The organism is Promicromonospora panici, assembly GCF_900608595.1.
Classification (GTDB): Bacteria; Actinomycetota; Actinomycetes; order Actinomycetales; family Cellulomonadaceae; genus Promicromonospora; species Promicromonospora panici.
Map to the genome: position 1 here is coordinate 78,058 of NZ_UWYY01000001.1, position 22,425 is coordinate 100,482.

The following is a 22,425-nucleotide window of genomic DNA, read 5'->3' on the forward strand; positions in this document are numbered from 1 at the left end:
GGCTCGGGTCGGGGCCGTCTCTCGGGTTCTCCCGGACTGCTTCAGCGGATCCCGAGGGCCTCGCGCCACTCGGCGGGCACAAGGGCATAGCCGACGAACGCCACGATGTCGAGCAGCGTGTGCGCGACAACCAGCGGGATCACGCGGCGTCGGCCGTCGGGCTGGAACCTGGGCGACGTGTAGAACCACGAGAAGACGACGCCCATCACCACGTTCCCCAGGAACGGCCCGATGCCCTGGTACAGGTGGTACGAGCCGCGCAGGAGCGAGCTGGCGACGATGAACTTCACCCGGTTCCAGCCGAGCTCGCGCGTGCGCTCGTAGAGGTAGCCGACGGCGATCACCTCTTCCAGCAGACCGTTCTGGAACGCGCTGAGGAGCAGGACCGGAACGGTCCACCAGTGCGTGTCCAGGGCGCTGGCCTGCACCTCCACGGTGATGCCGAGCACCCGCCCGAGGGCGTAGAACGCCAGGCCGGGGATGCCGATCGCGGCGGCGAGGGCGACACCCCACCCCAGGTCCCGCCCGGGCTGGGACCGGTCCAGGCCGAGGCTGCGGACGGCGCTGCGGCCGTGCTCGCTCAGCAGGTACACGGCCAGGGCCACCGGGACCAGGGCGAACCCGATGCTCAGCAGCTGGTAGACGAGGTCGAGGTACGGTCGCTCGGACTGGCTCGGATTGAGCGTCGCGGTCTGCTCCGCGAGCGGTGTGCCGGCGGTGAGCCGGGCGGCGATGTTGACGAGCGCGTAGACCGCGGACTGGCCCAGGCTGAGCCCGAGCACTATCCACACTTCGGCGGCGACACGACGGTTGGAGGGCACGGGCCCGTTTATAGCAGCCGCCGCTGGGTGCGGGCCGGTCAGGTTCCCTTGGTTGCGGGCGCGATCGTTGCGGCTAAAACAGACACATAGTCGCAACGATCACGCCCGCAACCAAGGTCAGACGCGGTTGGATGCGCGGCGGACGAAAGCCGCCAGGTCCGCGGCCTGTGCGACTCGGGACTCGGGGTGGATGTACATCATGTGGCCCGCCTGGTAGACGCGGGTCTCGATGCGGTCGCGATACGACGCCGGGATCGCCATCTGGTCGAGGCTGTACTCGACGGCCTCGACCGGCACGCCGCCGTCGTACCGGCCCATGGCGATGTGCACCTGGAGGTGGGGGTTGATGATCATCGCCGTCGCGAGCTTGTCCGCGACGTCGACGGCCTTGCCCTCGAACTCCTGGTACGACCACGGACGCACCTGGCGGGACAGCACCTCGTAGATCGCGTCGTGCTCGTACTCGAGCTCGCCGCGCAGGTAGTGGTGCAGCGCCGCCGTGTAGGGCCCGGACGTGGCGGACATGAACGGGTCGTACGGCATCTGCTCGTGGAGGTAGTGGTCCGCCGGCCCGGTGAACCGGGTGTCGAGGCGGCCCGTGACCAGGCGGCGGGAGCGCAGCAGCTCGGCGTAGACGCGGGTGTGCTCCAGGCGGAGGTTCGCGCGGTCGACGTAGTCCTCGCTGAGCCCGGTCAGGGAGGCGATCTTCGTGACGGCGGCGGCGCGCTCGTCGTCGGGCACGCGGGCTCCGCGGGCGAGGACCGAGCTGTAGGTCTCCGCCCAGTCGCGGGCCTCGGCGACCACCTCGTCCAGCGTCCGGTCGCCGAGCAGGCCGTGGTACTGCGCCGTCGCGGCGTAGAGCGGCAGGAACAGCGGGTGCGGCAGGTTGGAGTGCTCGCCGTCGAACAGGGTCTCCAGGTTCAGGGCCGGGGCCACCAGCATGACGCCGTTCAGGAACAAACCGAAGCGCTGCTGCAGGTACTCGGCCAGCGCGGCACCCCGGGTGCCGCCGTACGACTCGCCGATGAGGAACTTCGGGCTCATCCACCGGTCGTGGCGGCTCGTCCACAGGCGGATGATCTCGCCGACGGACTCGAGGTCACCCGTGAACCCGTGGAACGGCTTGGCCTGCTCGCCCTCGGTGGCGCGGGAGAAGCCGGTGGAGACCGGGTCGATGAACACCAGGTCGGAGACGCGCAGCAGCGTCTCCAGGTTGTCGACCAGCCCGTACGGCGGCGCGGTCAGGCTGCCGACGTCGCCCGAGTCGACCCGCCGCGGGCCGAGCAGGCCCAGGTGCAGCCAGACCGACGACGAGCCCGGGCCGCCGTTGAACGCGAACGTCACCGGGCGGCGGGTCACGTCCGTGTCGTCGAGCGTGTAGTACGTGATCGAGACCTCGGCCTTGGGCTTCCGGCCGTCGTACTTGTCCTCCTTGTGGACCTCCTGGCGCAGCACGATCCGGCCGGTGGTCGCGGCGTAGGAGAGGTCTCCGTCCGGCGTGTGCAGCGTGTGGTGCGTGGTGACGAGGTCGTCGGTGGGGTCGGGCTTCTCGGGCGCCCCCGAGTCGTTCGTCGCGGCGTCGGTCGGCTTCGTCTTCTCGTCGTCGGTCACGCCGGGGAACCTACCGCGCTGGCGGCGTGCGTCTCCAGGTCAATCCGGTACGGCTCGGGAAAGGGATACGCCTGGAGGGAGGTAACGCTGAGCGAGCATTGCTACCTGTCAGTTACCTCTCCCCAGGCGTATCGGTTCCGCGGGCCGAGCCGGTGTCATATGCGCCCAGTCCTCCTCGAAATTGCTTGCGCGCGCCCCGTCGGTGGTGGAGACTGGTTTGCAGTACAAACCAGTTTGAGCGACGAGGAGCCCATCATGGCGAACGACCCGACGTCGGGCAGACCTGCGGAACCCGGCGACTCCGCGGATCTCGACCCCGCAGAGACCCTGCGGATGATCCGGCAGCAGCAGGAGGCCGCCCGGGACGCCACCGAGCCGGACGGTCGCGTCCTGTTCGGCGCCTGGGGACTCGCGTGGCTGATCGGCTACCTGGCCTTGTGGTCCACGGCCCGCGACACGGGCACACCCGCGGCCTGGGCCGGCTGGGTGCTCGCCGGGTGCATCGTCGGCGCGACGGGGCTCACCGTCGCGCACAGCGTCACCCGAACGTCCGGCACGCGTGGTGCGAGCGCCCGGGTCGGCGCGATGTACGGCTGGACCTGGTTCCTCGCGTTCACGGCCTACGGCGTGATGCTGGGTGCCATGGGCGACGCGGGCGCGTCGTCCGAGGTCCAGGCGATCGCCGCGAACGGTTTCGCGTGCGTGATCGTCGGCCTCCTGTACCTCGCGGGCGGCATGCTCTTCGAGGAGGTCCGGATGTACGCGATCGGCGGCTGGATGCTGGTCACAGCAGCGCTCGCCGCGTTCGCGGGGATGCCCAACACCTACTTCGTGATGGCTGTAGCGGGCGGTGGCGGGTTCCTGGTCATGGTCGCGGTGGAGCAGGTGATCCGCGCTCGGCGTCGATCACCCGGGACCGCCGAGAGGACGGAGGGCAGGGGTGCCTGAGGAGCTCGACCCCGTCATCCATGCCCCCGCGCGCCTACGGGTCGTGGCCTCGCTCGCGGCCCTGGGGCGTGGGGACGAGGTGGCGTTCCCCAAGCTACGGAAGCTGCTCGACATGACCGCCGGGAACCTGTCCACCCACCTGCGCAAGCTGGAGGACGCCGGGTACGTGCGAGTCACCAAGACGCACGAGGGCCGGATGCCGGCGACCTACCTGGCCCTCACCGATACCGGCCGCACCGCGTTCGCGGACTACCAGGCGGCACTGATGGATCTATTGAAGGGAGCACAGGGATGAGTGCGGTAGAGGTCAGTGCCGTAGAGGTCAGGGGTGTGACGCGGCGCTTCGGCGACGTCGTCGCCCTCGACGATGTCTCGCTGGAGGTCGGGCGGGGCGAGCTGGTGGGCCTGCTCGGCCCCAACGGGGCCGGCAAGTCCACCCTGCTGTCGCTGGTCAGCGGCCAGCGCCGGCCCGACGCCGGAGCGGTGCGTCTGGCCGGCCGCGACCCGCGCGACGCCAGGGCACGCACCGTGCTGGGCCTGACCCCGCAGGAGACCGGCCTGCCGGCGACGCTGCGGGTCCGCGAGGTCGTCGACTTCGTGGGCGGGCACTACCCCGACCCCGTGCCCACCGGCGAGCTGTTGGAGCAGTTCGGGCTCGCCGACCTGGGCAAGCGCCAGACCGGTTCGCTCTCCGGAGGGCAGAAGCGACGCCTGGCCGTCGCGATGTCCCTGGTGGGCAGGCCGCGCGTCGTGCTGCTCGACGAGCCCACCACGGGGCTCGACGTGTCCGGGCGCACGGCGCTCTGGGACGCCATCCGGGAGTACCACGCAGGCGGCGGGACGGTGCTGCTCACGTCGCACTACCTGGAGGAGGTGCAGGCGCTCGCCGAGCGGGTGGTCGTGATCGACCACGGCAAGGTGCTCGCCGACGACTCCCTCGCGACCGTGCTCAGCCGGGTGGGCGTGCGCCGGGTGCAGCTCACCGACGCCGCCGGAACGCGGCAGGAGCACCTCGTGCCCGACTCGGACGCCTTCGTGCGGGACCTGGTCGCCTCCGGTGCGGAGTTCCGCGACCTGGAGATCCGTGGCGCGTCCCTCGAAGAGGCGTTCGGACAGCTGGTCAACCACGAGAACCTGGAAGGAGCGGCGCGATGAGCGCGATGGTGAGCACGACGACGTCAAACAGCGAGCAGACCAGCAGCGAAGAGGCGGGCAGCGGGCACACCCAGCCCTTCCTGGCGCTGTCCTGGTTGGACCTGAAGTACCAGTTCCTGGAGACCGTGCGGATCCCCATAGCCGTGCTCGGGAACGTCCTGTTCCCGTCGCTCTCCATGTTCTTCTTCGTGGTGCCGCAGACGGCGGTGGCGGGCAACCCCCTGTTCGCGACGACCGCCGTCGCGGGCCTCGGGCTGTTCGCCGTCTGCTCGGCCAGCCTGTTCACCTACGGGCTGGGCGTGGCCGAGGACCGGCAGCTCCCGTTCTACCCGTTCCTGCGCTCGCTGCCCGCCGGACCCGGCCCGCAGATGGTGGCGCGCGTGCTCAACGGCGGGATCTTCTCGCTGTTCGGCCTGCTACCGCTGATCATCATCGGCTGGCTGTTCACGGCGGCCACCGTCACGCTGGGGCAGCTGCTGGCCGGAATCGGGACCATCCTCGCGGTGTCCGTGCCGTTCGTGCTGCTCGGCATGGCCATCGGGTACGCGCTGTCGGCCAAGGCGGCACTGCCCGTCGTGCAGATCATCCTGTTCCCGCTGGCCTTCGCGGGCGGGCTGTTCCTGCCGCCCCAGATGTTCCCGGGCTGGCTGGACGCGATCTCGCAGGCCACCCCCACCCGCGCCGGCCGCGACCTGCTGGTCCAGGCCACGACGGGAGCCGAGGCCTACATCCTGGCCCTGCCGGTCCTCGCCGGCTGGACCCTGCTGTTCGCGGTGCTGGCCGTCGTCTCCTACCGCAACGACGAGGGCCGCCGCTTCCGCTGACCCCTTTGGGTTGTGGGCGTGATCGTTGCGACTACACGCCCGTTTTAGGCGCAACGATCACGCCCACAACAAACGGGTCAGGCTGTGTGGCGGAGGCGGAGGGAGTTGGCCACCACCAGGACGCTGCTCGCCGCCATCGCGGCACCCGCGATCATCGGGTTCAGCAGGCCGGCCGCCGCCAGCGGGATCGCCGCGACGTTGTACGCGAACGCCCAGAACAGGTTCTGCTTGATGACCCGCAGCGTCTTCCGGGACAGGCGGACGGCGCTCGCCGCGGCCCGCAGGTCACCCCGGACCAGCGTGATGTCGCTCGCCTCGATCGCGACGTCGGTGCCGGTGCCCATCGCGAGGCCGAGGTCGGCGGTGGCGAGCGCGGCGGCGTCGTTCACGCCGTCACCCACCATCGCCACCGTGCGGCCCTCGGCCTGGAGCCGCGCCACCACGGAGACCTTGTCCGCGGGCAGCACCCGGGCGATCACCTGCTCGTCGGGGATGCCGACGGCCCGGGCGGCGACGCGGGCGGCACCCTCGGAGTCGCCGGTCAGCAGGTACGGGCGTAGGCCCAGCTCGCGCAGCTCGGCCACGGCAGCGGCCGACGTCGGCTTGGCCGGGTCGCGCAGCGCGATCACCCCGCCGGCGGTGCCGTTCCAGGCCACGGCGACGGCGGTGGCCCCAGCGTCCTCCTGCTGCCCGACGGCGGAGCGCACCTCCTCCGGGACCGTCACGCCCTGCTCGGCGAGCCAGTCGGGACGGCCGACCAGGACGCGGCGGGTGTTCAGCCCACCGCCCGGGGCCAGCCCGGCGTGCGACCGCCGGACCAGACCCTCGACACCGCCGCCCGCATGCGCGACGAAGCCCGTGACCTCGAGCGGCGTCTCGGGGTCGGGCTCGGCGGCGGCTCGGCCCGCCGCGGCGATCGCCCGCGCGATCGGATGTTCGCTCAGCCCCTCGACGGCGGCCGCGTACCGCAGCACGTCGGGCGCGTCGGTGAGGTGGTTGGCGTCGTCAGGGGTCTCGACGGACGGCTCCTGCGAGGGCGGCTCCACCCCCGCGGACGCCTGCGCCGGTTGCCGCGTCCCCGCGCCCCACACGTCGACGACCCGCATGCGGCCCTCGGTCACCGTGCCGGTCTTGTCGAGCACCACCGTGTCGACGCGGCGTGTGCTCTCCAGGATCTCCGGCCCTCGGATCAGCACGCCCAGCTGGGCGCCGCGGCCGGTCCCGACCAGGATCGCCGTCGGCGTGGCCAGCCCGAGCGCGCAGGGGCACGCGATGATCAGCACTGCGACGGCGGCGGTGAACGCGGCCTCGGCGTCGCCGGTCGCGGCCAGCCAGCCCACCAGCGTGAGCACGGCCAGCACCAGCACTATTGGTACGAAGACGGCGGAGATCCGGTCCGCGAGCCGCGCCACGGGCGCCTTGCCCGTCTGCGCCTGCGCCACGAGCCGCGCGATCCGGGCCAGCATCGTGTCCTCGCCCACGCGGGTGGCGCGCACCAGCAGGTGCCCCGAGGTGCTCACCGTGCCGCCCACGACGTCGTCCCCGGGGCCCACGTCAACGGGGACCGGCTCACCGGTGACGAGGGACGTGTCGAGGGCGGACGTGCCCTCCACCACTGTCCCGTCGGTGGCCACCGTCCCGCCGGGGCGGACGGCGAACACGTCCCCGGCCCGCAGGGCGGCGACGGGCACGGCGGCGGTGCGCCAGCCGCCGTCGGGCAGCCGTAGGGGTGTGCCGTCGGGACCGAGCGTGATGCGCTCCGCATCCTTGGCGCCCAGGTTGAGGAGGGCGCGGAGCGCGTCTCCCGCGCGGCGCCGCGACCGGTGCTCGGCGTACCTCCCGGCGAGCAGGAACGTGGTGACCACGGCACCGACCTCGAAGTACAGGCCGGGGCCCATTCCCGCGTCCGCGGGCCGCAGCGCGTCGGTGACCAGGACCCACAGCGACCACAGCGTCGCGGCGAGCACGCCGATCGACACCAGCGTGTCCATCGTGGAGCTGCCGTGCCGGGCCGCCCGCGCGGCTGCCGTGTGGAAGGGCCAGGCGCCCCACGCGACGACGGGCAGCGCCAGGGCGGCGACCACCCATTCACTGCCCGGGAAGAACAGCGCCGGGACCATCGACAGCAGCACCACCGGGACGGTCAGGACCGCCGAGACCCGCAGGCGCCGGAGCAGGTCGTCGCCGCGGTACTCGGTGCCCGGGCGCGCATCGGGGGTGTCGTCGGGTGCGCCGCCCGACGCCGTCCGCCGGCGCGTCACCCGCGCCTCGTACCCGGCGGACTCGACGGCGTCGACCAGCTCCTGGTCGGTCACCTCGGTCGAGAGCACCACGTGCGCCGACTCGAGCGGCAGGTTGACGGTGGCCGCGACGCCGTCGAGCCGGTTGAGCTTGCGCTCGACCCGGGCGACGCAGGAGGCGCAGGTCATCCCGGACACGGCAAGGTCGACCTCACCGAAGGGGAGCTGCACCTCAGCGGTGGCCACGGTCCTGGGAGTCGTCAGGACGAGACGATCGGCAGCATGCGGGTCGCCTGGCGGCCCGGGGCCTGCGCGGCGGACTCGGCGGCGACGGCGTTCTCGAGCACCTCGACGTCGGTCACGTCGTAGCCGGCCTCGTCCACGGCGTCCCGCAGGGGCGCCTCGGCGAGCGGTAGCTTGGAGATCACGCGCACCTGCGAGGCGTCGCCGACGCGCAGCTCGACGCTCACGTCCTGGACGTCCGGGACGCCGCGCAGCTCGTTGGTCACGGCGGACACGCAGTGTGCGCAGGTCATACCGGTCACGGCCAGCTTGGTCACGGTAGTCATATCGTCTCCTCGGTTCGCGGGCCGGTCGGCGTACCCACGGATGTCGGCGTACCCACGGATGATGGTCACATACGGACGAGGCGGGCGATCGCCTCGGACGCCTCACGGACCTTAGCGGCACCCTCCTCGTCGGACGCCTTGGCGGCGTCGACCACGCAGTGCCCCAGGTGGTCCTCGACGAGCGCCACGCTCACCGCCTGTAGCGCCTTGGTTACGGCGCTGACCTGCGTGAGCACGTCGATGCAGTACTCGTCCTCGTCGATCATCCGCGCGATGCCGCGCACCTGGCCCTCGATGCGCCGCATCCGCTTCAGGTACCCGGTCTTGTCCGACGCGTAGCCGTGCGGTCCGTCGTGCGCTCCGGCAGCGTCGTGATCGTCCTTCTGCCCGACGGCGACCACTGCCGCCTCGGTGGTCTCCGTCGTCTCAGTCATACGTCCATGAGATACCCCACCGGGGTAGTGAGTCAAGTGTGCGTGCCGCGGGCGCCGGAATGGCGTCGACCACCAGGCAGATCGGATACCTTTCGTCCTGACCACCTCAGGCTCTGCACGAGAGGTACCTCTGTCGGCATGCCCGCCTCGATGACTCGCCGTTTCCTGCTCGCAGCGCTTGCCGCCGCCGGGCCGCTCGCTCTCACCACGGCGAGCGCGGGACCTGCCGCCGCTCCCGTTCGGGAGAACCCGGTGGTCCGCGCCGTCGCGCGGACGGCAAGGGAGCAGCACCCACGCCGGATCTACATCGCCGGCGACTCGACGGCCTCGCAGAAGTACGCCGACGTCCGTCCCGAGACCGGGTGGGGCATGGTCCTGCCCTGGTACATCGGCCCCCGGATCGAGGTGATCAACCACGCGATGAACGGGCGCAGCTCCAAGAGCTTCATCACGGAGCGACGCCTCGCCGCGATCCTGGATGTCATCCGACCCGACGACGTGCTGCTCATCCAGTTCGGGCACAACGACCAGAAGTCCGACCCGGCGATCGGCACCGAACCGTGGACCAGCTACCGGTCCTCCCTGCTCCGCCATCTCGACGGCGCGCGGGAGCGGGGCGCCGTACCGGTGCTGCTCACTCCCGCGGAGCGGCGGCGGTTCGACGCCGACGGCAAGGCCGTCGCGACCCATGGCCAGTACCCGGACGCGATGCGTGCGCTGGCCGCCGCCGAGGGCGTCGCTCTGATCGACATCACCGCGCAGACCATCGCACGGTGGCAGGAGCTCGGGCCTGACCGCAGTCGGCTCAACTTTCTGCACACCGAAGCGGGCCTGGAGGACAACACCCACTTCAACGCCGCGGGCGCCGGTGCGGTCGGCCGGATGGTCGCCCGGGGGCTGCTCGCCACCGAGGTTCTCGCTGAGCGCGAGGTGCGCCGCCTCGACGAGACCGTTCCGGCGAAGTGGGTCACCTGGCCGGAGGCGGTCCCCGCCGCGACCTGAGCCGGTGTCCGGCGTAGCGTGGACGAAGAACCAGGCCCAGCTCGACGGCGAGATGGTGGCTCTGACGAGTACGTGATCGTCCACGGCGGCGAGCCCCTGGTTCGGTGCACGATCCTGCACCGCGTCGCCGTGTCCACCTGCGCGGCGGGGAGACGGTGGGGGCGACGCCGGGAGGGGCGGCCGGCGTCGGACCGGCATGATGATCGAAGGAAGAGGCAATCCGATATGCCTGGAAACAAAGCGGTCGCTTACCGCGAACCCGGCGTGGTCGAGGTGGTCGACATCGACTACCCGACGCTCGAGCTCCGGGACGGACCAGGGGTCAACCCGGCCAACGTGGGCCGGAAGGTGCCGCACGGTGTGATCCTGCGGACCGTGTCGACCAACATCTGCGGCTCCGACCAGCACATGGTCCGTGGCCGCACAACGGCGCCCTCGGGGCTGATCCTGGGGCACGAGATCACCGGGGAGATCGTCGAGAAGGGCCCGGACGTCGAGTTCCTCGACGTCGGCGACATCGTCTCGGTGCCGTTCAACATCGCCTGTGGACGGTGCCGCAACTGCAAGGAGCGCAAGACCGGCATCTGTCTCAACGTCAATCCGGACCGTCCGGGCTCGGCGTACGGCTACGTCGACATGGGTGGCTGGGTCGGTGGCCAGGCCGAGTACGTGCTGGTGCCGTACGCGGACTTCAACGCGCTGAAGTTCCCGGACCGCGACCAGGCGCTCGAGAAGATCCTCGACCTGACGATGCTCAGCGACATCTTCCCGACGGGCTTCCACGGGTGCGTGTCCGCGGGCGTCGGGGTCGGGTCCACGGTGTACGTCGCGGGCGCGGGACCCGTGGGGCTGGCCGCGGCGGCGTCGGCGCAGCTGCTCGGTGCCGCCGTCGTGATCGTGGGCGACCTCAACAAGGAGCGGCTGGAGCAGGCCCGGTCGTTCGGCTGCGAGGCGGTCGATGTGTCCGCCGCACCGATCCCGGAGCAGCTCGAGCACATCCTGGGCGAGCGCGAGGTCGACTGCGGCGTGGACGCCGTGGGATTCGAGGCGCGTGGTCACGGCTCCGAGTCCGCGACCGAACAGCCGGCGGCCGTGCTCAACAGCCTCATGGAGATCACGCGGGCGGGCGGTTCGCTCGGCATCCCCGGCCTGTACGTCACGGGCGACCCGGGCGCCGCGACGGAGGCCGGGAAGATCGGGTCGCTGTCCCTGCGGCTGGGGCTGGGCTGGGCGAAGTCGCACGCGTTCACGACCGGTCAGTGCCCGGTGATGAAGTACCACCGCGGCCTGATGAACGCGATCCTGCACGACAAGGTGCAGATCGCGCAGGCCGTCAACGCGAAGGCGATCCCGCTGACCGAGGCGCCGACGGGGTACCAGGAGTTCGACGAGGGCGCGGCGACGAAGTTCGTGCTCAACCCGAACGACTACATCCGGGCGGCCTGACCGGGTTCGACCGTGACCCGTTGGCTGTGGGCTTGAGACAGGCGTGAGGCGCGTGGCGAAGCACGCCCACCTCGGGCCCGCAGGCGACGGGGTCGGTCCAGGGCGAGCCGATCGGCGGCCCCGTTGTTACTTTCGACAGATGGATGAAACCTGGGGGCGAGGCGTCGCGGTGGTCGTCGAGGACGACGACCTGATCCGCGAGGTCATCGAGGTCACGCTGCAGCAGGCCGGGTTCACCGTGCATCACGCGATCACCGGCGCGCAGGGTGTGGCACTGGTCAGGGCGCACCAGCCCGTCGTGACGACCGTCGACGTATCCCTGCCCGACATCGACGGGTTCGAGGTCGTGCGGCGGGTGCGGACCTTCTCCGACACGGTCGTCGTCATGCTCACCGCCCGGGTCGACGAGCCGGACACGCTCATGGGGCTCGAGGCCGGCGCCGACGAGTACGTGACCAAGCCGTTCAGGCCGCGCGAGCTGCGGGCGCGCGTCGATGCCCTCCTGCGCCGTGCCGGCCGCTCCACCGTGTCGGCTCCGGAAGAGCCCGACGATCCCGCGCCCGATCCGGTCGACGGGGGCCTCGAGGTCGACACCGCGCGTCGCACGGTCCGCCTGGGCGGCGAGCTCGTCCACCTCACCCGCACCGAGTTCGACCTCCTCGCGGCCTTGCACGGCGCGCACGGCCGGACGGTGGCCAAGGGTGACCTGGCGGGCCTGCTCTGGCCCGACCAGTACGGCTACGGCGGCCGGGTCACGGAGGCGGACCGCCGTACCGTCGAGGTGCACGTGGCCAACGTCCGGCGCAAGCTCGGCGACAATCCCAGCAGCCCGCGCTTCATCCATACGGTCCGTGGGCTGGGGTATCGGTTCGAGGGCGCCTGAGACGGGCTCGGTGCCGGACCAGAGCGGCCTCGGTGTCACGCACCAGACGCAGGAGCCCGTCCAGCGTCTCGGTTCGGGGCAGCCTGCGGTACCGCGTGATATCGCGAGCCACAGCCCAGACCGCCCGGGCCAACGCGTCTGCTCCCACCATGGCGCTCACGGTGGCCAGGTCTACGGCCGTGTCGTACACGGCCCAGACGTTGCCGTCGGAGGCAGCCGCGGCGAGCAGCTCGAGCCGCTGCTCCAGCCCGTCGCCGTACTGCACGGCAAGTCGGTAGGCGGCCAGGTCGCCCAGATCCTGGGCGAGGTCGTCGAGCACGCGTACGTCGAGGATGTCAGTCATCGGACCGGCCTCTCGATCGTCGCCGTCCGGCCCGTCATGGCGCCGGCTGCCGGAGCGGCCCCGTCGGACCGGGACGCCGCACGACGACGGTCGCGCGCGGCAAGGAGAAGCTGGGCGACGGCGTACACGCCGAGCCCGCCGGCGAGCGTCGCCACGCCGACCGTCTTCTGGTCGCGGTCGATGAGCTGCGCGACGTACCCCGCGTAGGGCACGTGATAGCGCACCACGGCGCGCAGCTCGCGCTCGGTGAGGTCGACGCCGTCGGGCGCGTCGTTGGCGTCGCCCTGCGTCGTCACGGTCACCGTGCCGTCTGCCGTGACAGTGCGGGTCACCACGCGGTGGGTCACGAGCGTCGGGTCGTCGGGCTGGGGCATGAACGTCACGACGTCGCCCACCTGGATACGTGCCACGTCGCCCTCGTCCTCGATCGGGTCGACGACGACCTGGCTGCCCACCGGGATCGTGGGCTCCATGGAACCGGAGAGGATGGTCAGCGGCATCCAGCCCATCACGCGTGGTGCCACGACGAGCGCGACGACGGCTGCGACGACAACGAGAGCCGCCACCGAGACGAGCAGGCGTCCGGCGCCTGCGAGCGAGCGACGCGACGGCTGGTGGCGGGTGTGCTCCCGTGCCGCGACGCGCGTCGGCGAGGGAGCTGCGGTGCTGGTCATGACAGACCTCCGGAGATGGGGGCGGCGGCAGGGCCGTTGTTGGGCTGAGGCGATCCGTCGCACACCGGGGCGTCGAGCACGTCGCGGCGTAGCGATGCGACGGTGTCCGACTCGACGTAGACCGACCGGTCGACGGTGCCAGAGGTGGAGAAGGGGTAGGCGCGCACCTTGAACTTCCTCGTGGTGCCGTCCGAGGGGAGGTCGGAGCGGTGGACGTCCACGCTCAGCGAGCTGGTGATCGACTTGTCGACCGTCCGCCATGAGCCGTCAGAGGCCTGGCGCACGAGCTCCCACAGGGCCACGGCGGGCTGCTTGGTGGTGCTGTCGGCCCAGGACCAGGTGAGCTTTGCCGGCGTCTCGAGGAGGACGGCGTACAAGCCGCTCTGGCAGGTCAGCCCTGTCGGCTGCGGGAACGCCACCTGGTAGGTCGCCTGTGCCGTGCCCGTGGCGGTCCAGGTGGGGGCTGCGGCCGCGGTCGTGGTGACCGTCGTCGTGAGCTCCACGCTCCGGGCGCCGTAGTCGCGGACCAGCGAGCTGGCGTCGGTCGGGGCGACCTGGGCGCACAGCCCGGAGCTCGCGCCGGCCGCGAGCGTGTCACCGGTTCCCGTGACGGGGCGGGTCGCGCCGCCGGGCTGCGCCTGCCAGCGCTGGGTCGAGCAGTCGGTGCCGTAGCCGATCGTCAGGCCGGACAGCACGTTGGTCGCCTCGGTGGAGGTCGTCGCGCCGAGGGGTGCGGCCGATACCGCGGTCGGTCCCCAGGTGACCGATGCGGATCCGGAGGTGTTGGTCACTTTCCAGGCCCCGGCGCCGGTACGGGCAACGGTCAGCCCGACCCGGTCGACCGTGACGGGCTCGAGCGTGGCCCGCTCCCCGTCGTGCCAGCCGGCGACCGTGCTCTCCTGCGCGAGGTCCCAGGTGACGGGCGTGGCGGTGAGGTCGACGCTGCGCCCCTGGGCCGCGGGGGCCAGATCCGTGCGGACGGGGAGCTGCACGGTCCCGGTGACCAGGGCGCCGTCGTCGGCTCCCGTCACCTGACCCTGCCACGTCGTGCCGTCCACGGCCGCGGGCCCAGGGGCAAGGCCCGCGACCGTGAGGTTCGGCGTCCCGAGGGCGACGCCCGCGTCGGCGAAGGCGTCCGCGGTGCGCGTCGCGTCGAGCGCGAGCCTGCCGGCTACGCCGCTGACGGCGAGCCGGACGGACGTCGTGATCTCCACGACGTCGCCGGGCAGGAGGGGCGTCGACGTCGGGAGGGTCGCCCCGCCCCGACGCACGGACGCCTCCCCCCGCACGGGCTCGATCCGCAGGTCACCGCTGGTGACGGTGTGGCCCCGGCCGACCTCTGTCGTGTCGGTCCATCCTGCGTAGGTCGTCCCGGTGCCGGTGAGCAGCAGCAGCGCGACGGCGACCGCTCCCAGCAACTGGACCTCTCGACGGGCGGACATGGCGTGCTCAGCTCGCGGCGGCCTGGGTGAGCGAGAGCTTGAATGCCGTCAAGTCGGCCGTGCTGCCCTGTGCGTACGTGCCCCAGCTCGATCCGTCGGCGCGCTGCCCGGGGAACTTGACGGTCAGGACGAGGGTGTAGGTCTTCGACGCGGTCACCTTCGTGCTCGTCCCGGAGCCCTCGACGGGGATCGCCACGCCGTCGAGCGTGAGCCCGACCTGCAGCACGCTGGCAAGCTCAGTCGTGCCCGCGATGCCCGAGAAATCGGTCGTCAGCAGACCCGTGAGCCCGGCGCCCTCGACCTTGACGTCGACCGTGGTCGTGTAGGTGAGCGTCGTGCCCGGGATGATGAGGTGAGCGGTGGGATTGGCGACCGCCGTACCCCCGGAGTCGGTCCAGGTGCCGGTCGCGGCATCGATGGTCAGGGTGCCCGATGTGAAGGTCTGCTGGGGGACGGGGGCAGCGTCGTACCAGCGCGCGAACGTGCCGCCGCCGGCCGCGAGCAGCAGTCCGGCGACCGCAGCGGCGACGAGCGCCTTGGTGGCCCGGGAAGAGCGTCGTGTCTCAGCCATGGTCGTGCCTCTCGTGAGTGTCTGAACGGCTGTCTCCCAGCGTGGTGCCCAGAACTCAACGCCCAGCCGAAGATCCTCGAGGGCTCCTCAAGATCGGCCTTGAGGTTCTTGAGGTTCCGAGGGTTCGGCGGGATGCCCGGGAGCGGGCACTCCGCCACGGCCTGCCGACATCTGCCCAGGCGAAGGCGTGCCCTCGGTGGCACGATGAGTTGTCAGGCGATCTCGCGCAGGTCGCGCTGAGGCGACATTCGGCGAGGGGTTCGCATTTCGTGACTTCGGTGAGCGTGTCTGATGCCGAGTGGGTGCCGTTCCGGAGAACGGCGATCACCTTTGCCGCCGTCGGCGCGGCTCTGGCGGCATGACCGACGAATACACCCCCGGCCTCTTGGAGAGATTCCGGGTCAACACCGCGCGCAGGGTGCAGGCCCTCGAGACCTGGTACGCCGGCGAGCTCGACCCCCAGACCGCCCTGGCCGACGCACACAAGCTCGCCGGAAGCCTCGGAACCTTCGGACATCCGGACGGCTCAGCGGCCGCGGCCCAGCTCGAACAGATGCTCACCGAACACCTCGAACACGCCCGGGGAGATCCCCGCCGCGACCCGGACGTCCCTCAGCTGCTGAACCGGCTCCGGGCTTCCCTCACCTGACCCGCGTCGGCGGCAAGGGCCGTCGGGGGACGGGTCGCGTCAAGCGGCGTCGTCGGCCTCGATGCTGATCGAGGCAGCGAACTCGTCGAGCACGGGCAGCAGCGAGTCGAGCTCCACCAGGTTCGTGGAGCCGAACGTGACCACCACGTCACGTCCGTCGGCGCGCCACGCCCAGTTGACGGAAACCACGATGTCTCCGCCCAGAGCGGGGTCGGCGACGTAGCGGACCGAGCGGTGACCACCGCCGATGCCGCCCTCGAACTCCACGACCTCCGGCTCGCGGGTCGCCCGCGGCTCGGGCAGGCCGAGCAGCGCCTCGTCGTCGAACGACGGGTCGGTGGGCGTGTCGGTGACCTGCACCATCACGAACGTCTTGTCCGCCGCGCCCATCATCACGAACCGGTGCACCGGTTCGGCGATCCGGGGATACCGCAGCAGCAGGTTCAGGGCCCGGACCAGGTTGGTGTGCTCGCCCGCCGTGTACTCGAACGCCTCGGAGGCGAGGCGGGCAACGGTGTTCACCCATTCCTCGGGGGTCTCGTAGCCGTTCCACGGGAACTGCTCCGGGATGTAGACCCAGCGATCGGTGTCGAAGTCGGTCCGGATCGTCATGCGATCCCCTCTCGCTCGGTCGGGCCCGACCGCTCGGTCGGGCCCGACGCCGGCGCGGCCGGCTCCGACGGCGGCCCGGTCGCGTCGGCCGCTTCGGCCGCGTCGTCGGCCGCCGCGTCGTCAGACCGCGGGCCTCGCCAGGCCAGGGAGGCCATGATCGTGTCGCCGAGCTCGGTCAGGGCGTCGATGAGCGGCGCGAGCTCGGGGTCGTTCGAGCCGGCGATGGTGAACGTGCCGACCAGGCGTCCGACGTCGGGGACGGGCGGCTCCCAGACGTGGTGCACGGTCCGGATCGGACGGCCGGTCGCGCCCGCTTCCGAACCGCCGGGCAGGGCGAGGCTGTCGAGCTCGGCGAGCGGGGCGCCGTCCTTGTGGGCGACGACCTCGCGCATCGCCTGACCGGCCCGGGTAGTCACCTCGGTCGCAGCCGGGCCGACGGCGGCACCGCTGAGGAACGCGGGCGCGAAGGTGCACGAGAGCGAGACCGGGGCCTGCCACGGGACGCCGAGGGGCAGGACGAGGTCGACGACACCCTTGTCCTTGGCCTGCGTCGCCACGTCGACGAGGGACCGTTCGAGCATGCGCACGCGGCCGCGCATCCGGTCGTCGGCGATCTTGCCGTAGAACCCGCGGACCACGGTCTCCACGTTCGCCCGGGTGTCCCCCTGGACGGGTATCAGCACGAAGCCGGGCGGCAGGACCAGCGTGTAGGACTGCGCGCGCAGGCCCGTCACTTGTCGTCCTCGGACGGCGCGAAGCGCTGCTCCGGGAGCGCGACGCCAGGTGCCGGCTCCGGTGCGGTCCGCCAGGAGCGGGGCACGAGCCGCAGCCAGCCGAGCACGATCCGGAGCAGCAGGAGGGCGACCCCGCCGAGAACGACGTAGACGACGAGTGCTGCCGACTCAGGAACCGGCGCGTCCTCCGAGAGGAACGAGGCCGCGTGCAACCACGTCCCCCACAGCGTCATGAACCCGAAGAAGAGCAGCGCGCCGCGCCCCACGACCGGCAGCCGCATGGGCCTCGATGACTCGGCCCTGGCGGCCCGGCCCTTGGAGCGGGGCAGAGGGAGCGAGACGATGACCATCGCGACATAGAGCAGGGCCGGTATCCAGGCCAGCGCCCGCCAGACCATGAACACGGCGTGATCGCCGGCGATCGGGCCGGCGAGACCCTGCACCGCGATGTTCACGGCTCCGCCGAGGAGAAGCTCTGCGCAGATGCACATGGCCAGCACGAAGAACAGACGGTCGAGAAGCAGCTGCCGGTCGGAGATCCTCACTCTCAGTTGCCCACCCCGTCGACCGTCGCGCCGTCCACGCTCTTCCACCAGTCACCGTAGGCACCGGCGACGTCACCGACGGCCCCGGGGGTGTCGCCCATCCCGGGGATGCTGACGTTGAAGTCGACCAGCGAGTCCGGACCGGTCGCGTAGTCCTTGCCGTTGATGAGGTCGTCGTGCCAGCCGATGCCGAACGCGCCGAGGCCCGCCCAGTTCATCGCGACGGAAGTGCTGGAGAAGAACGAGCCCAGTCCCCGCAGCCCGTCGTCGACCAGGCCGCCCGCGCCGTGGGAGGTGCCGTTGACGATCGCCCGGAAGACCGCGCCGTCGGTGCCGCCCGCCTGCCAGACCCGGCTGATGTTTCCGGTACCGAGGTAGGCGGGGCGGCCCGTGAGGGTCATGCCCTTGGGCAGGGCCTTGGCGAAGTCGTCGGCGACCTTGGCCGCCTCGTCGCCGTACCGGAAAGCGGCCCGGACCGGACGAGTGAGCCGTGCGAAGATGCCGGGCTTGGCCGCCGCCGTCCATGCGGCACGGCCCGACCGGGTGAACCGGAGCGCCGAGGTGACGCCCTTGACCAGGCCGCCCGCGGCGGCACCGACGCCCAGCGTCAGCAGGGCCACCGTGTCGAGGGCGACGTCGAGCCAGGACCCGTTCCCTGTCGACGCCAACGTCACGCTCAGCAGGAGGGTGAGGCCCGCGAAGATCGCCGCGAGGAGCAGGAGGCCGGGGAAGAAGAGCGAGAGCACCGCCAGGACGGTCGCGATGATCGACAGGATGTCCTTGAGCGCCTGGATCCAGCCCGCGTTCTCGCTCACCCAGTTGGCGAACTTGTCCCAGGCGGAGTCGGTGAGCCCGTCGGCGTCCATAACCTCGTTGAGCCGGTCCTCGGCGATGCCGGCGCGCTCCTCGACCGACTGCCGTGCCTCGTCCCACAGGGTGTAGGCGTCCCGGAGCGCCTGGACGTGCGGCTCCGCCGCCGACTCGAGGCCGTTGATCTGTTCCTGGGGCGTGGGGCCGTCGTCGTCGGGCTTCGGCGCCGGGGCGTCCTCGGCGTCGGTGATCTGGCCCTGGTAGCGGCGCGCGTCGTCGGCGTTGCTGTCCCGGGTGCTGACGGCCGTCCGGGCGTCGGCCTGCGCGTCGGCGAGGACCTGCGCGAAGGCGGTGAGCTCGGAGCCGGCGACCTCGTAGCGGTTCTGGATCTTCTCGAGCTGCGGCACCACGTCCTCGGACTTGTCGAACATGGTGTCCGTCGCTTCGGCTTGGTACTGGTCTCGATCGGCGTTGATGATCTTCAGGTCCTGGACGGCGCGGGTCACGAGGATCGCCATGTCCGAGTACTTGAAGGCGTGGCTGCGGATTCCCTCGGCGTCGCCGGGGATGGGCGCGATCTGTTCGGCGTTCGCGAGCGCCGCGGAGATGTCGCTCATCAGGAACCCCTCACACCCTCTGCCAGCTTGCGGTCCGTGTCCGTGAAGGCCTCGAAGATCTGCTTGCCGACCTTGTTCAGGTCCTCGACCTTCTCGATCAGCTCGTTGCGGGCCCGGTCCCAGTCGTTGCCGAACTTCGAGACGCACCCGGACAGCCCGTCGTGCGGGATCATCCCGGCGAGCGCGTCGGCATTGGTCTCCGCCTCGCGCAGGCTGGTCGCGATGAAGCCGAGCTTCTCCGCGGTCGTATCGACCTGGGCCAGGTCGATGTGCAGCTTGTCGCCCATCGTGCCCCCTCGGGTTGGTCCTTGCCGCCCCCAAATATGGCAGGCGTGGCAACCACTGTCGATGGGGACAACTACCCAGGTCAGGCCTGCGCCGCGGCCGCCGCTCGCGCGGCAGCGGGCCCGGTCCGGCGCAAGCCCGGCGAGGCCGAGCTTCATCCATCCTGTTCGGGGGCTGGGGTTTAGGTTCGAAGATGCCTGACCAGAGCGGCCTCGGTGTCGTGCGCCAGGCGCATGAGCCGCTCCAGGGCTTCGACCTCTGGACGGGTGTGATACCGGACGGCGTTCTGTGCCACGGTGCGAGCCGCCTCGGCCAGTGCGGTCGCCCCCACCGTGGCGCCCGTGACGGCCAGATCCATCGCTGTGTCGTAGACGAGGCACAGCCTGCGATCGAAGGTGGCGGCGGTGAGGACCTCGAGTCGCTGCTTGAGCCCGTCGCCGTACTGCTCGACGAGCCGGTCGGCGGCCGGCTTGCCGAGATCCTCGGTGAGCTCGTGGAGCACGCGTTCGTCGAGGATCTTCGTCGGGAGGACGCGCGCCATCGGGCCGAAGTCTCGCTCGTCACCGTCCGACCCGGTACGGCGCCGGCCGTCGGCACCGACTCGGTGGACCGGGAGCTGTCGTTTCTCAGCCACGGCGATACCTCTCGTGAGTGGGTGAACGTCTGCTCCCAGCGTGCGGCCCAGAACTCAACGCCCAGCCAAAGATCCTCAAGATCGGCCTTGAGGTTCTAAAGGTCACCTTTGAGGTTCTGAGGTCGCTCCGCGGTGCCCTGGTCAGGCGGTTGCTGCGGCCGCCGCCTTCGCGGCGTCCGGCAGCGCGTCGAGGATCCGGTTCACCGCGTCGTCGTCGTGCGACGCGGAGACGAACCAGGCCTCGAAGACCGACGGCGGCAGGTTGACCCCGGCCTCCAGCATGGCGTGGAAGAACGGCGTGTACCGGTAGGTCTCGGCGGCCTGGGCCTGCGCGTAGTCACGCACCCCCGACGCCGCGGCCAGCGGTCCGAAGAACACGGAGAACAGAGAGCCCGCCCGCTGCACGCGGTGCTCGACGCCCGCGGCGGTCAGGGCGTCGCCGACGGCGTCGGACAGCACGCGCGAGACCTCGTCCACCCGCGCGTACACGGCGTCGTCGGCCAGCCGCAGGGTCGTCAGGCCCGAGGCGACCGCCACGGGGTTACCCGACAGCGTGCCGGCCTGGTAGACGGGCCCGAGGGGCGCCAGGTGGTCCATGACCGACGCCGGGCCGCCGAGCGCAGCGACCGGCATGCCGCCGCCGATGACCTTGCCGAACGTGAACAGATCAGGGGTGTAGCCCTCGCCGCCGGCGGCGCGGATGGCGTCGTTCTCCAGCCCCCACCAGCCGGACGGGCCCACGCGGAAGCCGGTGAGCACCTCGTCCATGATGAACAGGGCGCCGTGCGCCGTCGTGATGCGCCGCAGCCCCTCGTTGAAGCCCTCGGCGGGCGGGACCACACCCATGTTCGCGGGTGACGCCTCGGTGATGACGGCGGCGATCTCCGAGCCACGCTGCGCGAACGCGGCCTCGACGGCCGCAAGGTCGTTGTACGGCAGCACCAGCGTCTCGGCGGCGGTCGCCTCGGTGACACCCGCCGAACCCGGGAGCGCGAGCGTCGCGACGCCCGACCCGGCCTCGGCCAGCAGCGCGTCCATGTGCCCGTGGTAGCACCCGGCGAACTTGATGACGAGCGGCCGGCCGGTGAACCCGCGCGCGAGGCGGATCGCCGTCATCGTCGCCTCGGTGCCCGTGGAGACGAGGCGCACGCGCTCGGCGACGGGCACCCGGCGGCGGACCTCCTCCGCGAGCTCGACCTCCGCGACCGTCGGAGCACCGAACGAGAGGCCGCGTGCGGCGGCCTCCTGGACCGCCGCGACGACCTCGGGGTGCGCGTGGCCCAGCAGGGCGGGGCCCCACGAGCACACCAGGTCCACGTACTCGCGCCCGGCCACGTCCGTGACGTACGGGCCGCGGGCGGACGCCAGGAACCGCGGGTCGCCGCCGACGCTGCGGTACGCGCGGACCGGCGAGTTCACGCCGCCCGGGATCGCGCCCTGCGCGCGCAGGAACGCAGCGTGGTTCGCCTCGGGGGCACGGCGCAGGGCCTGGGGCTCAGCGGGCTCTCGGGTCTCGGCAGGCTCGACCACTGGTTCGGTCACTTGATCCACCCTCACTTGATCCACTCGGCGAGCTCCAGGGCCCAGTACGTGAGGATCACGTCCGCGCCCGCCCGCTTGATGCTCGTCACCGACTCCAGGACCGCCCGGTCGCGGTCGATCCAGCCGTTCGCCCCGGCCGCCTCGATCATCGCGTACTCGCCCGACACCTGGTACGCGGCCACCGGCACGTCGCTCCGGTCGGCGACGGCGCGCAGCACGTCCAGGTACGACCCGGCCGGCTTCACCAGCACGATGTCGGCACCCTCGGCGAGGTCCAGGTCGGCCTCGCGCAGGCCCTCGCGGGCGTTCGCGAAGTCCATCTGGTAGGTCTTGCGGTCGCCCTTCAGCTCCGAGTCCACGGCCTCGCGGAACGGGCCGTAGTACGCGCTCGCGTACTTGGCGCTGTAGGCCAGGATGCTCGTGTCGAGGAAGTCCGCGTCGTCCAGGGCGTCCCGGATCATCGCGACCTGGCCGTCCATCATGCCCGACGGCGAGATGACGTCCGCGCCCGCCTTCGCCTGCGCCACCGCCATGGAGGCGTAGCGGGTGAGGGTCGCGTCGTTGTCCACCCGGCCGTCGGCGGTCAGGACGCCGCAGTGGCCGTGGTCGGTGAACTCGTCCAGGCAGGTGTCGGCCATGAGCACCGGGGTGGCCGTGCCCTCCGGAACCTCGTCCAGCACCTTGCGCGACGCCCGCAGCGCCCGCTGCAGGATCCCGTCCGCAGCGTCGGCTTGCGAGCCGTTCGCGTCCTTGACCGTGGGGATGCCGAACAGCATGACGCCGCCCAGACCCGCGTCGCGGGCCGCGCGCACCGCCTCGACCAGCGACTCCTCGGTGTGCTGCACCTGCCCGGGCATGCTCGCCAGCGGCGCGGGCTCCGTCAGGCCCTCCTTGACGAAGAGCGGCAGCACCAGGTCGGCGGGGTGCAGCCGCGTCTCCGCGACCAGACGGCGCATGCCCGGTGTGGCGCGCAGACGACGCGGTCGGTACACGATCCCGGTGGTGCTCAAGGTAGTTCCTCTCGTCGTTCTTGG

25 protein-coding genes are annotated in these 22,425 nt (G+C 71.5%); 8 read left to right on the top strand and 17 right to left on the bottom strand.

Features of this window, described 5'->3' with window-relative positions; genetic code table 11:
* Window positions 1-41: 41 nt before the first annotated feature.
* Together EW117_RS00345 and EW117_RS00350 are read right to left on the bottom strand one after the other, a co-directional pair.
* Complete coding sequence (locus tag EW117_RS00345) at window positions 42-821, bottom strand: CPBP family intramembrane glutamic endopeptidase (RefSeq protein ID WP_242503988.1); 780 nt, start codon at window positions 819-821, stop codon at window positions 42-44.
* 117 nt (window positions 822-938) lie between these two features.
* A complete protein-coding gene (locus tag EW117_RS00350) occupies window positions 939-2,432 on the bottom strand; it encodes a S10 family peptidase (RefSeq protein WP_129782738.1) in 1,494 nt (497 codons plus the stop codon).
* A gap of 255 nt (window positions 2,433-2,687) precedes the next feature.
* On the opposite strand from EW117_RS00350, the gene EW117_RS00355 reads away from it, so the two are divergent.
* The 4 genes from EW117_RS00355 to EW117_RS00370 are packed head-to-tail and all read left to right on the top strand — an operon-like array spanning window position 2,688 to window position 5,359.
* Window positions 2,688-3,380, top strand: coding sequence for a hypothetical protein (locus tag EW117_RS00355; protein ID WP_129782739.1), 693 nt, complete (start codon window positions 2,688-2,690; stop codon window positions 3,378-3,380).
* A complete protein-coding gene (locus EW117_RS00360; protein WP_129782740.1) occupies window positions 3,373-3,675 on the top strand; it encodes a transcriptional regulator in 303 nt (100 codons plus the stop codon). Before EW117_RS00355 ends, EW117_RS00360 begins: the two co-directional genes overlap by 8 nt.
* Complete coding sequence (locus EW117_RS00365; protein ID WP_129782741.1) at window positions 3,672-4,535, top strand: ABC transporter ATP-binding protein; 864 nt, start codon at window positions 3,672-3,674, stop codon at window positions 4,533-4,535. The genes EW117_RS00360 and EW117_RS00365 overlap by 4 nt, the downstream gene beginning before the upstream one ends.
* Window positions 4,532-5,359 carry an ABC transporter permease gene (locus EW117_RS00370; RefSeq protein ID WP_242503989.1) on the top strand — a complete coding sequence of 276 codons (828 nt, stop codon included), beginning with the start codon at window positions 4,532-4,534 and terminating at the stop codon, window positions 5,357-5,359. Before EW117_RS00365 ends, EW117_RS00370 begins: the two co-directional genes overlap by 4 nt.
* A gap of 77 nt (window positions 5,360-5,436) precedes the next feature.
* Here EW117_RS00370 and EW117_RS00375 read toward each other — a convergent pair whose 3' ends face one another.
* The 3 genes from EW117_RS00375 to EW117_RS00385 form a co-directional block, all read right to left on the bottom strand.
* Window positions 5,437-7,845 carry a heavy metal translocating P-type ATPase gene (locus tag EW117_RS00375; protein ID WP_277986430.1) on the bottom strand — a complete coding sequence of 803 codons (2,409 nt, stop codon included), beginning with the start codon at window positions 7,843-7,845 and terminating at the stop codon, window positions 5,437-5,439.
* Between the two features lie 14 nt (window positions 7,846-7,859).
* Entirely contained in the window at window positions 7,860-8,168 is a 309-nt protein-coding gene (locus tag EW117_RS00380; protein ID WP_129782742.1) for a heavy-metal-associated domain-containing protein, read from the bottom strand.
* Between the two features lie 65 nt (window positions 8,169-8,233).
* Window positions 8,234-8,602 (bottom strand): metal-sensitive transcriptional regulator, encoded by a 369-nt coding sequence (locus EW117_RS00385; protein ID WP_129782743.1) that lies wholly within the window; start codon window positions 8,600-8,602, stop codon window positions 8,234-8,236.
* Between the two features lie 150 nt (window positions 8,603-8,752).
* On the opposite strand from EW117_RS00385, the gene EW117_RS00390 reads away from it, so the two are divergent.
* From EW117_RS00390 to EW117_RS00400, 3 genes are all read left to right on the top strand, one after another.
* Window positions 8,753-9,604 (top strand): rhamnogalacturonan acetylesterase, encoded by an 852-nt coding sequence (locus EW117_RS00390; protein ID WP_242503990.1) that lies wholly within the window; start codon window positions 8,753-8,755, stop codon window positions 9,602-9,604.
* A 225-nt stretch (window positions 9,605-9,829) separates the two neighbouring features.
* On the top strand, window positions 9,830-11,050 hold the full coding sequence (fdhA, locus tag EW117_RS00395) for a formaldehyde dehydrogenase, glutathione-independent (RefSeq protein ID WP_129782745.1): 1,221 nt from the start codon (window positions 9,830-9,832) through the stop codon (window positions 11,048-11,050).
* Window positions 11,051-11,189: 139 nt separating this feature from the next.
* The gene (locus EW117_RS00400; RefSeq protein ID WP_129782746.1) at window positions 11,190-11,933 is read left to right on the top strand and encodes a response regulator transcription factor; all 744 of its coding nucleotides are present in this window, start codon (window positions 11,190-11,192) and stop codon (window positions 11,931-11,933) included.
* Here EW117_RS00400 and EW117_RS00405 read toward each other — a convergent pair.
* Genes EW117_RS00405 through EW117_RS00415 form a run of 4 tightly spaced genes read right to left on the bottom strand, consistent with a single transcriptional unit; the run spans window position 11,887 to window position 14,963 of the window.
* Complete coding sequence (locus EW117_RS00405) at window positions 11,887-12,276, bottom strand: hypothetical protein (protein ID WP_129782747.1); 390 nt, start codon at window positions 12,274-12,276, stop codon at window positions 11,887-11,889. The genes EW117_RS00400 and EW117_RS00405 overlap by 47 nt on opposite strands.
* Window positions 12,273-12,950 (bottom strand): signal peptidase I, encoded by a 678-nt coding sequence (locus EW117_RS00410; protein ID WP_165362397.1) that lies wholly within the window; start codon window positions 12,948-12,950, stop codon window positions 12,273-12,275. The genes EW117_RS00405 and EW117_RS00410 overlap by 4 nt, the downstream gene beginning before the upstream one ends.
* Window positions 12,947-14,392, bottom strand: a complete 1,446-nt coding sequence (locus tag EW117_RS29265; RefSeq protein WP_165362398.1) for a hypothetical protein — start codon at window positions 14,390-14,392, stop codon at window positions 12,947-12,949. The genes EW117_RS00410 and EW117_RS29265 overlap by 4 nt, the downstream gene beginning before the upstream one ends.
* 7 nt (window positions 14,393-14,399) lie before the next feature.
* A complete protein-coding gene (locus EW117_RS00415) occupies window positions 14,400-14,963 on the bottom strand; it encodes an alternate-type signal peptide domain-containing protein (protein WP_129782749.1) in 564 nt (187 codons plus the stop codon).
* Between the two features lie 358 nt (window positions 14,964-15,321).
* Here EW117_RS00415 and EW117_RS00420 point away from each other — a divergent pair, with 358 nt between their 5' ends.
* The gene (locus EW117_RS00420) at window positions 15,322-15,612 is read left to right on the top strand and encodes an Hpt domain-containing protein (RefSeq protein ID WP_129782750.1); all 291 of its coding nucleotides are present in this window, start codon (window positions 15,322-15,324) and stop codon (window positions 15,610-15,612) included.
* 39 nt (window positions 15,613-15,651) lie between these two features.
* On the opposite strand, the gene EW117_RS00425 is transcribed toward EW117_RS00420, so the two are convergent.
* The 8 genes from EW117_RS00425 to hemB form a co-directional block, all read right to left on the bottom strand.
* The gene (locus EW117_RS00425) at window positions 15,652-16,224 is read right to left on the bottom strand and encodes a hypothetical protein (RefSeq protein ID WP_129782751.1); all 573 of its coding nucleotides are present in this window, start codon (window positions 16,222-16,224) and stop codon (window positions 15,652-15,654) included.
* Window positions 16,221-16,958 (bottom strand): hypothetical protein, encoded by a 738-nt coding sequence (locus EW117_RS00430; protein ID WP_129782752.1) that lies wholly within the window; start codon window positions 16,956-16,958, stop codon window positions 16,221-16,223. Before EW117_RS00430 ends, EW117_RS00425 begins: the two co-directional genes overlap by 4 nt.
* Entirely contained in the window at window positions 16,955-17,503 is a 549-nt protein-coding gene (locus tag EW117_RS00435) for a hypothetical protein (RefSeq protein ID WP_129782753.1), read from the bottom strand. The genes EW117_RS00430 and EW117_RS00435 overlap by 4 nt, the downstream gene beginning before the upstream one ends.
* A gap of 2 nt (window positions 17,504-17,505) precedes the next feature.
* A complete protein-coding gene (locus EW117_RS00440; protein ID WP_129782754.1) occupies window positions 17,506-18,930 on the bottom strand; it encodes a hypothetical protein in 1,425 nt (474 codons plus the stop codon).
* Window positions 18,930-19,217 carry a hypothetical protein gene (locus EW117_RS00445; RefSeq protein ID WP_129782755.1) on the bottom strand — a complete coding sequence of 96 codons (288 nt, stop codon included), beginning with the start codon at window positions 19,215-19,217 and terminating at the stop codon, window positions 18,930-18,932. The genes EW117_RS00440 and EW117_RS00445 overlap by 1 nt, the downstream gene beginning before the upstream one ends.
* 179 nt (window positions 19,218-19,396) lie before the next feature.
* Window positions 19,397-19,849, bottom strand: coding sequence for a hypothetical protein (locus tag EW117_RS00450; RefSeq protein WP_129782756.1), 453 nt, complete (start codon window positions 19,847-19,849; stop codon window positions 19,397-19,399).
* A 141-nt stretch (window positions 19,850-19,990) separates the two neighbouring features.
* A complete protein-coding gene (gene hemL / locus EW117_RS00455) occupies window positions 19,991-21,334 on the bottom strand; it encodes a glutamate-1-semialdehyde 2,1-aminomutase (RefSeq protein WP_129783055.1) in 1,344 nt (447 codons plus the stop codon).
* A gap of 68 nt (window positions 21,335-21,402) precedes the next feature.
* Window positions 21,403-22,347 carry a porphobilinogen synthase gene (gene hemB, locus EW117_RS00460; RefSeq protein WP_242504023.1) on the bottom strand — a complete coding sequence of 315 codons (945 nt, stop codon included), beginning with the start codon at window positions 22,345-22,347 and terminating at the stop codon, window positions 21,403-21,405.
* Window positions 22,348-22,425 lie beyond the last annotated feature (78 nt).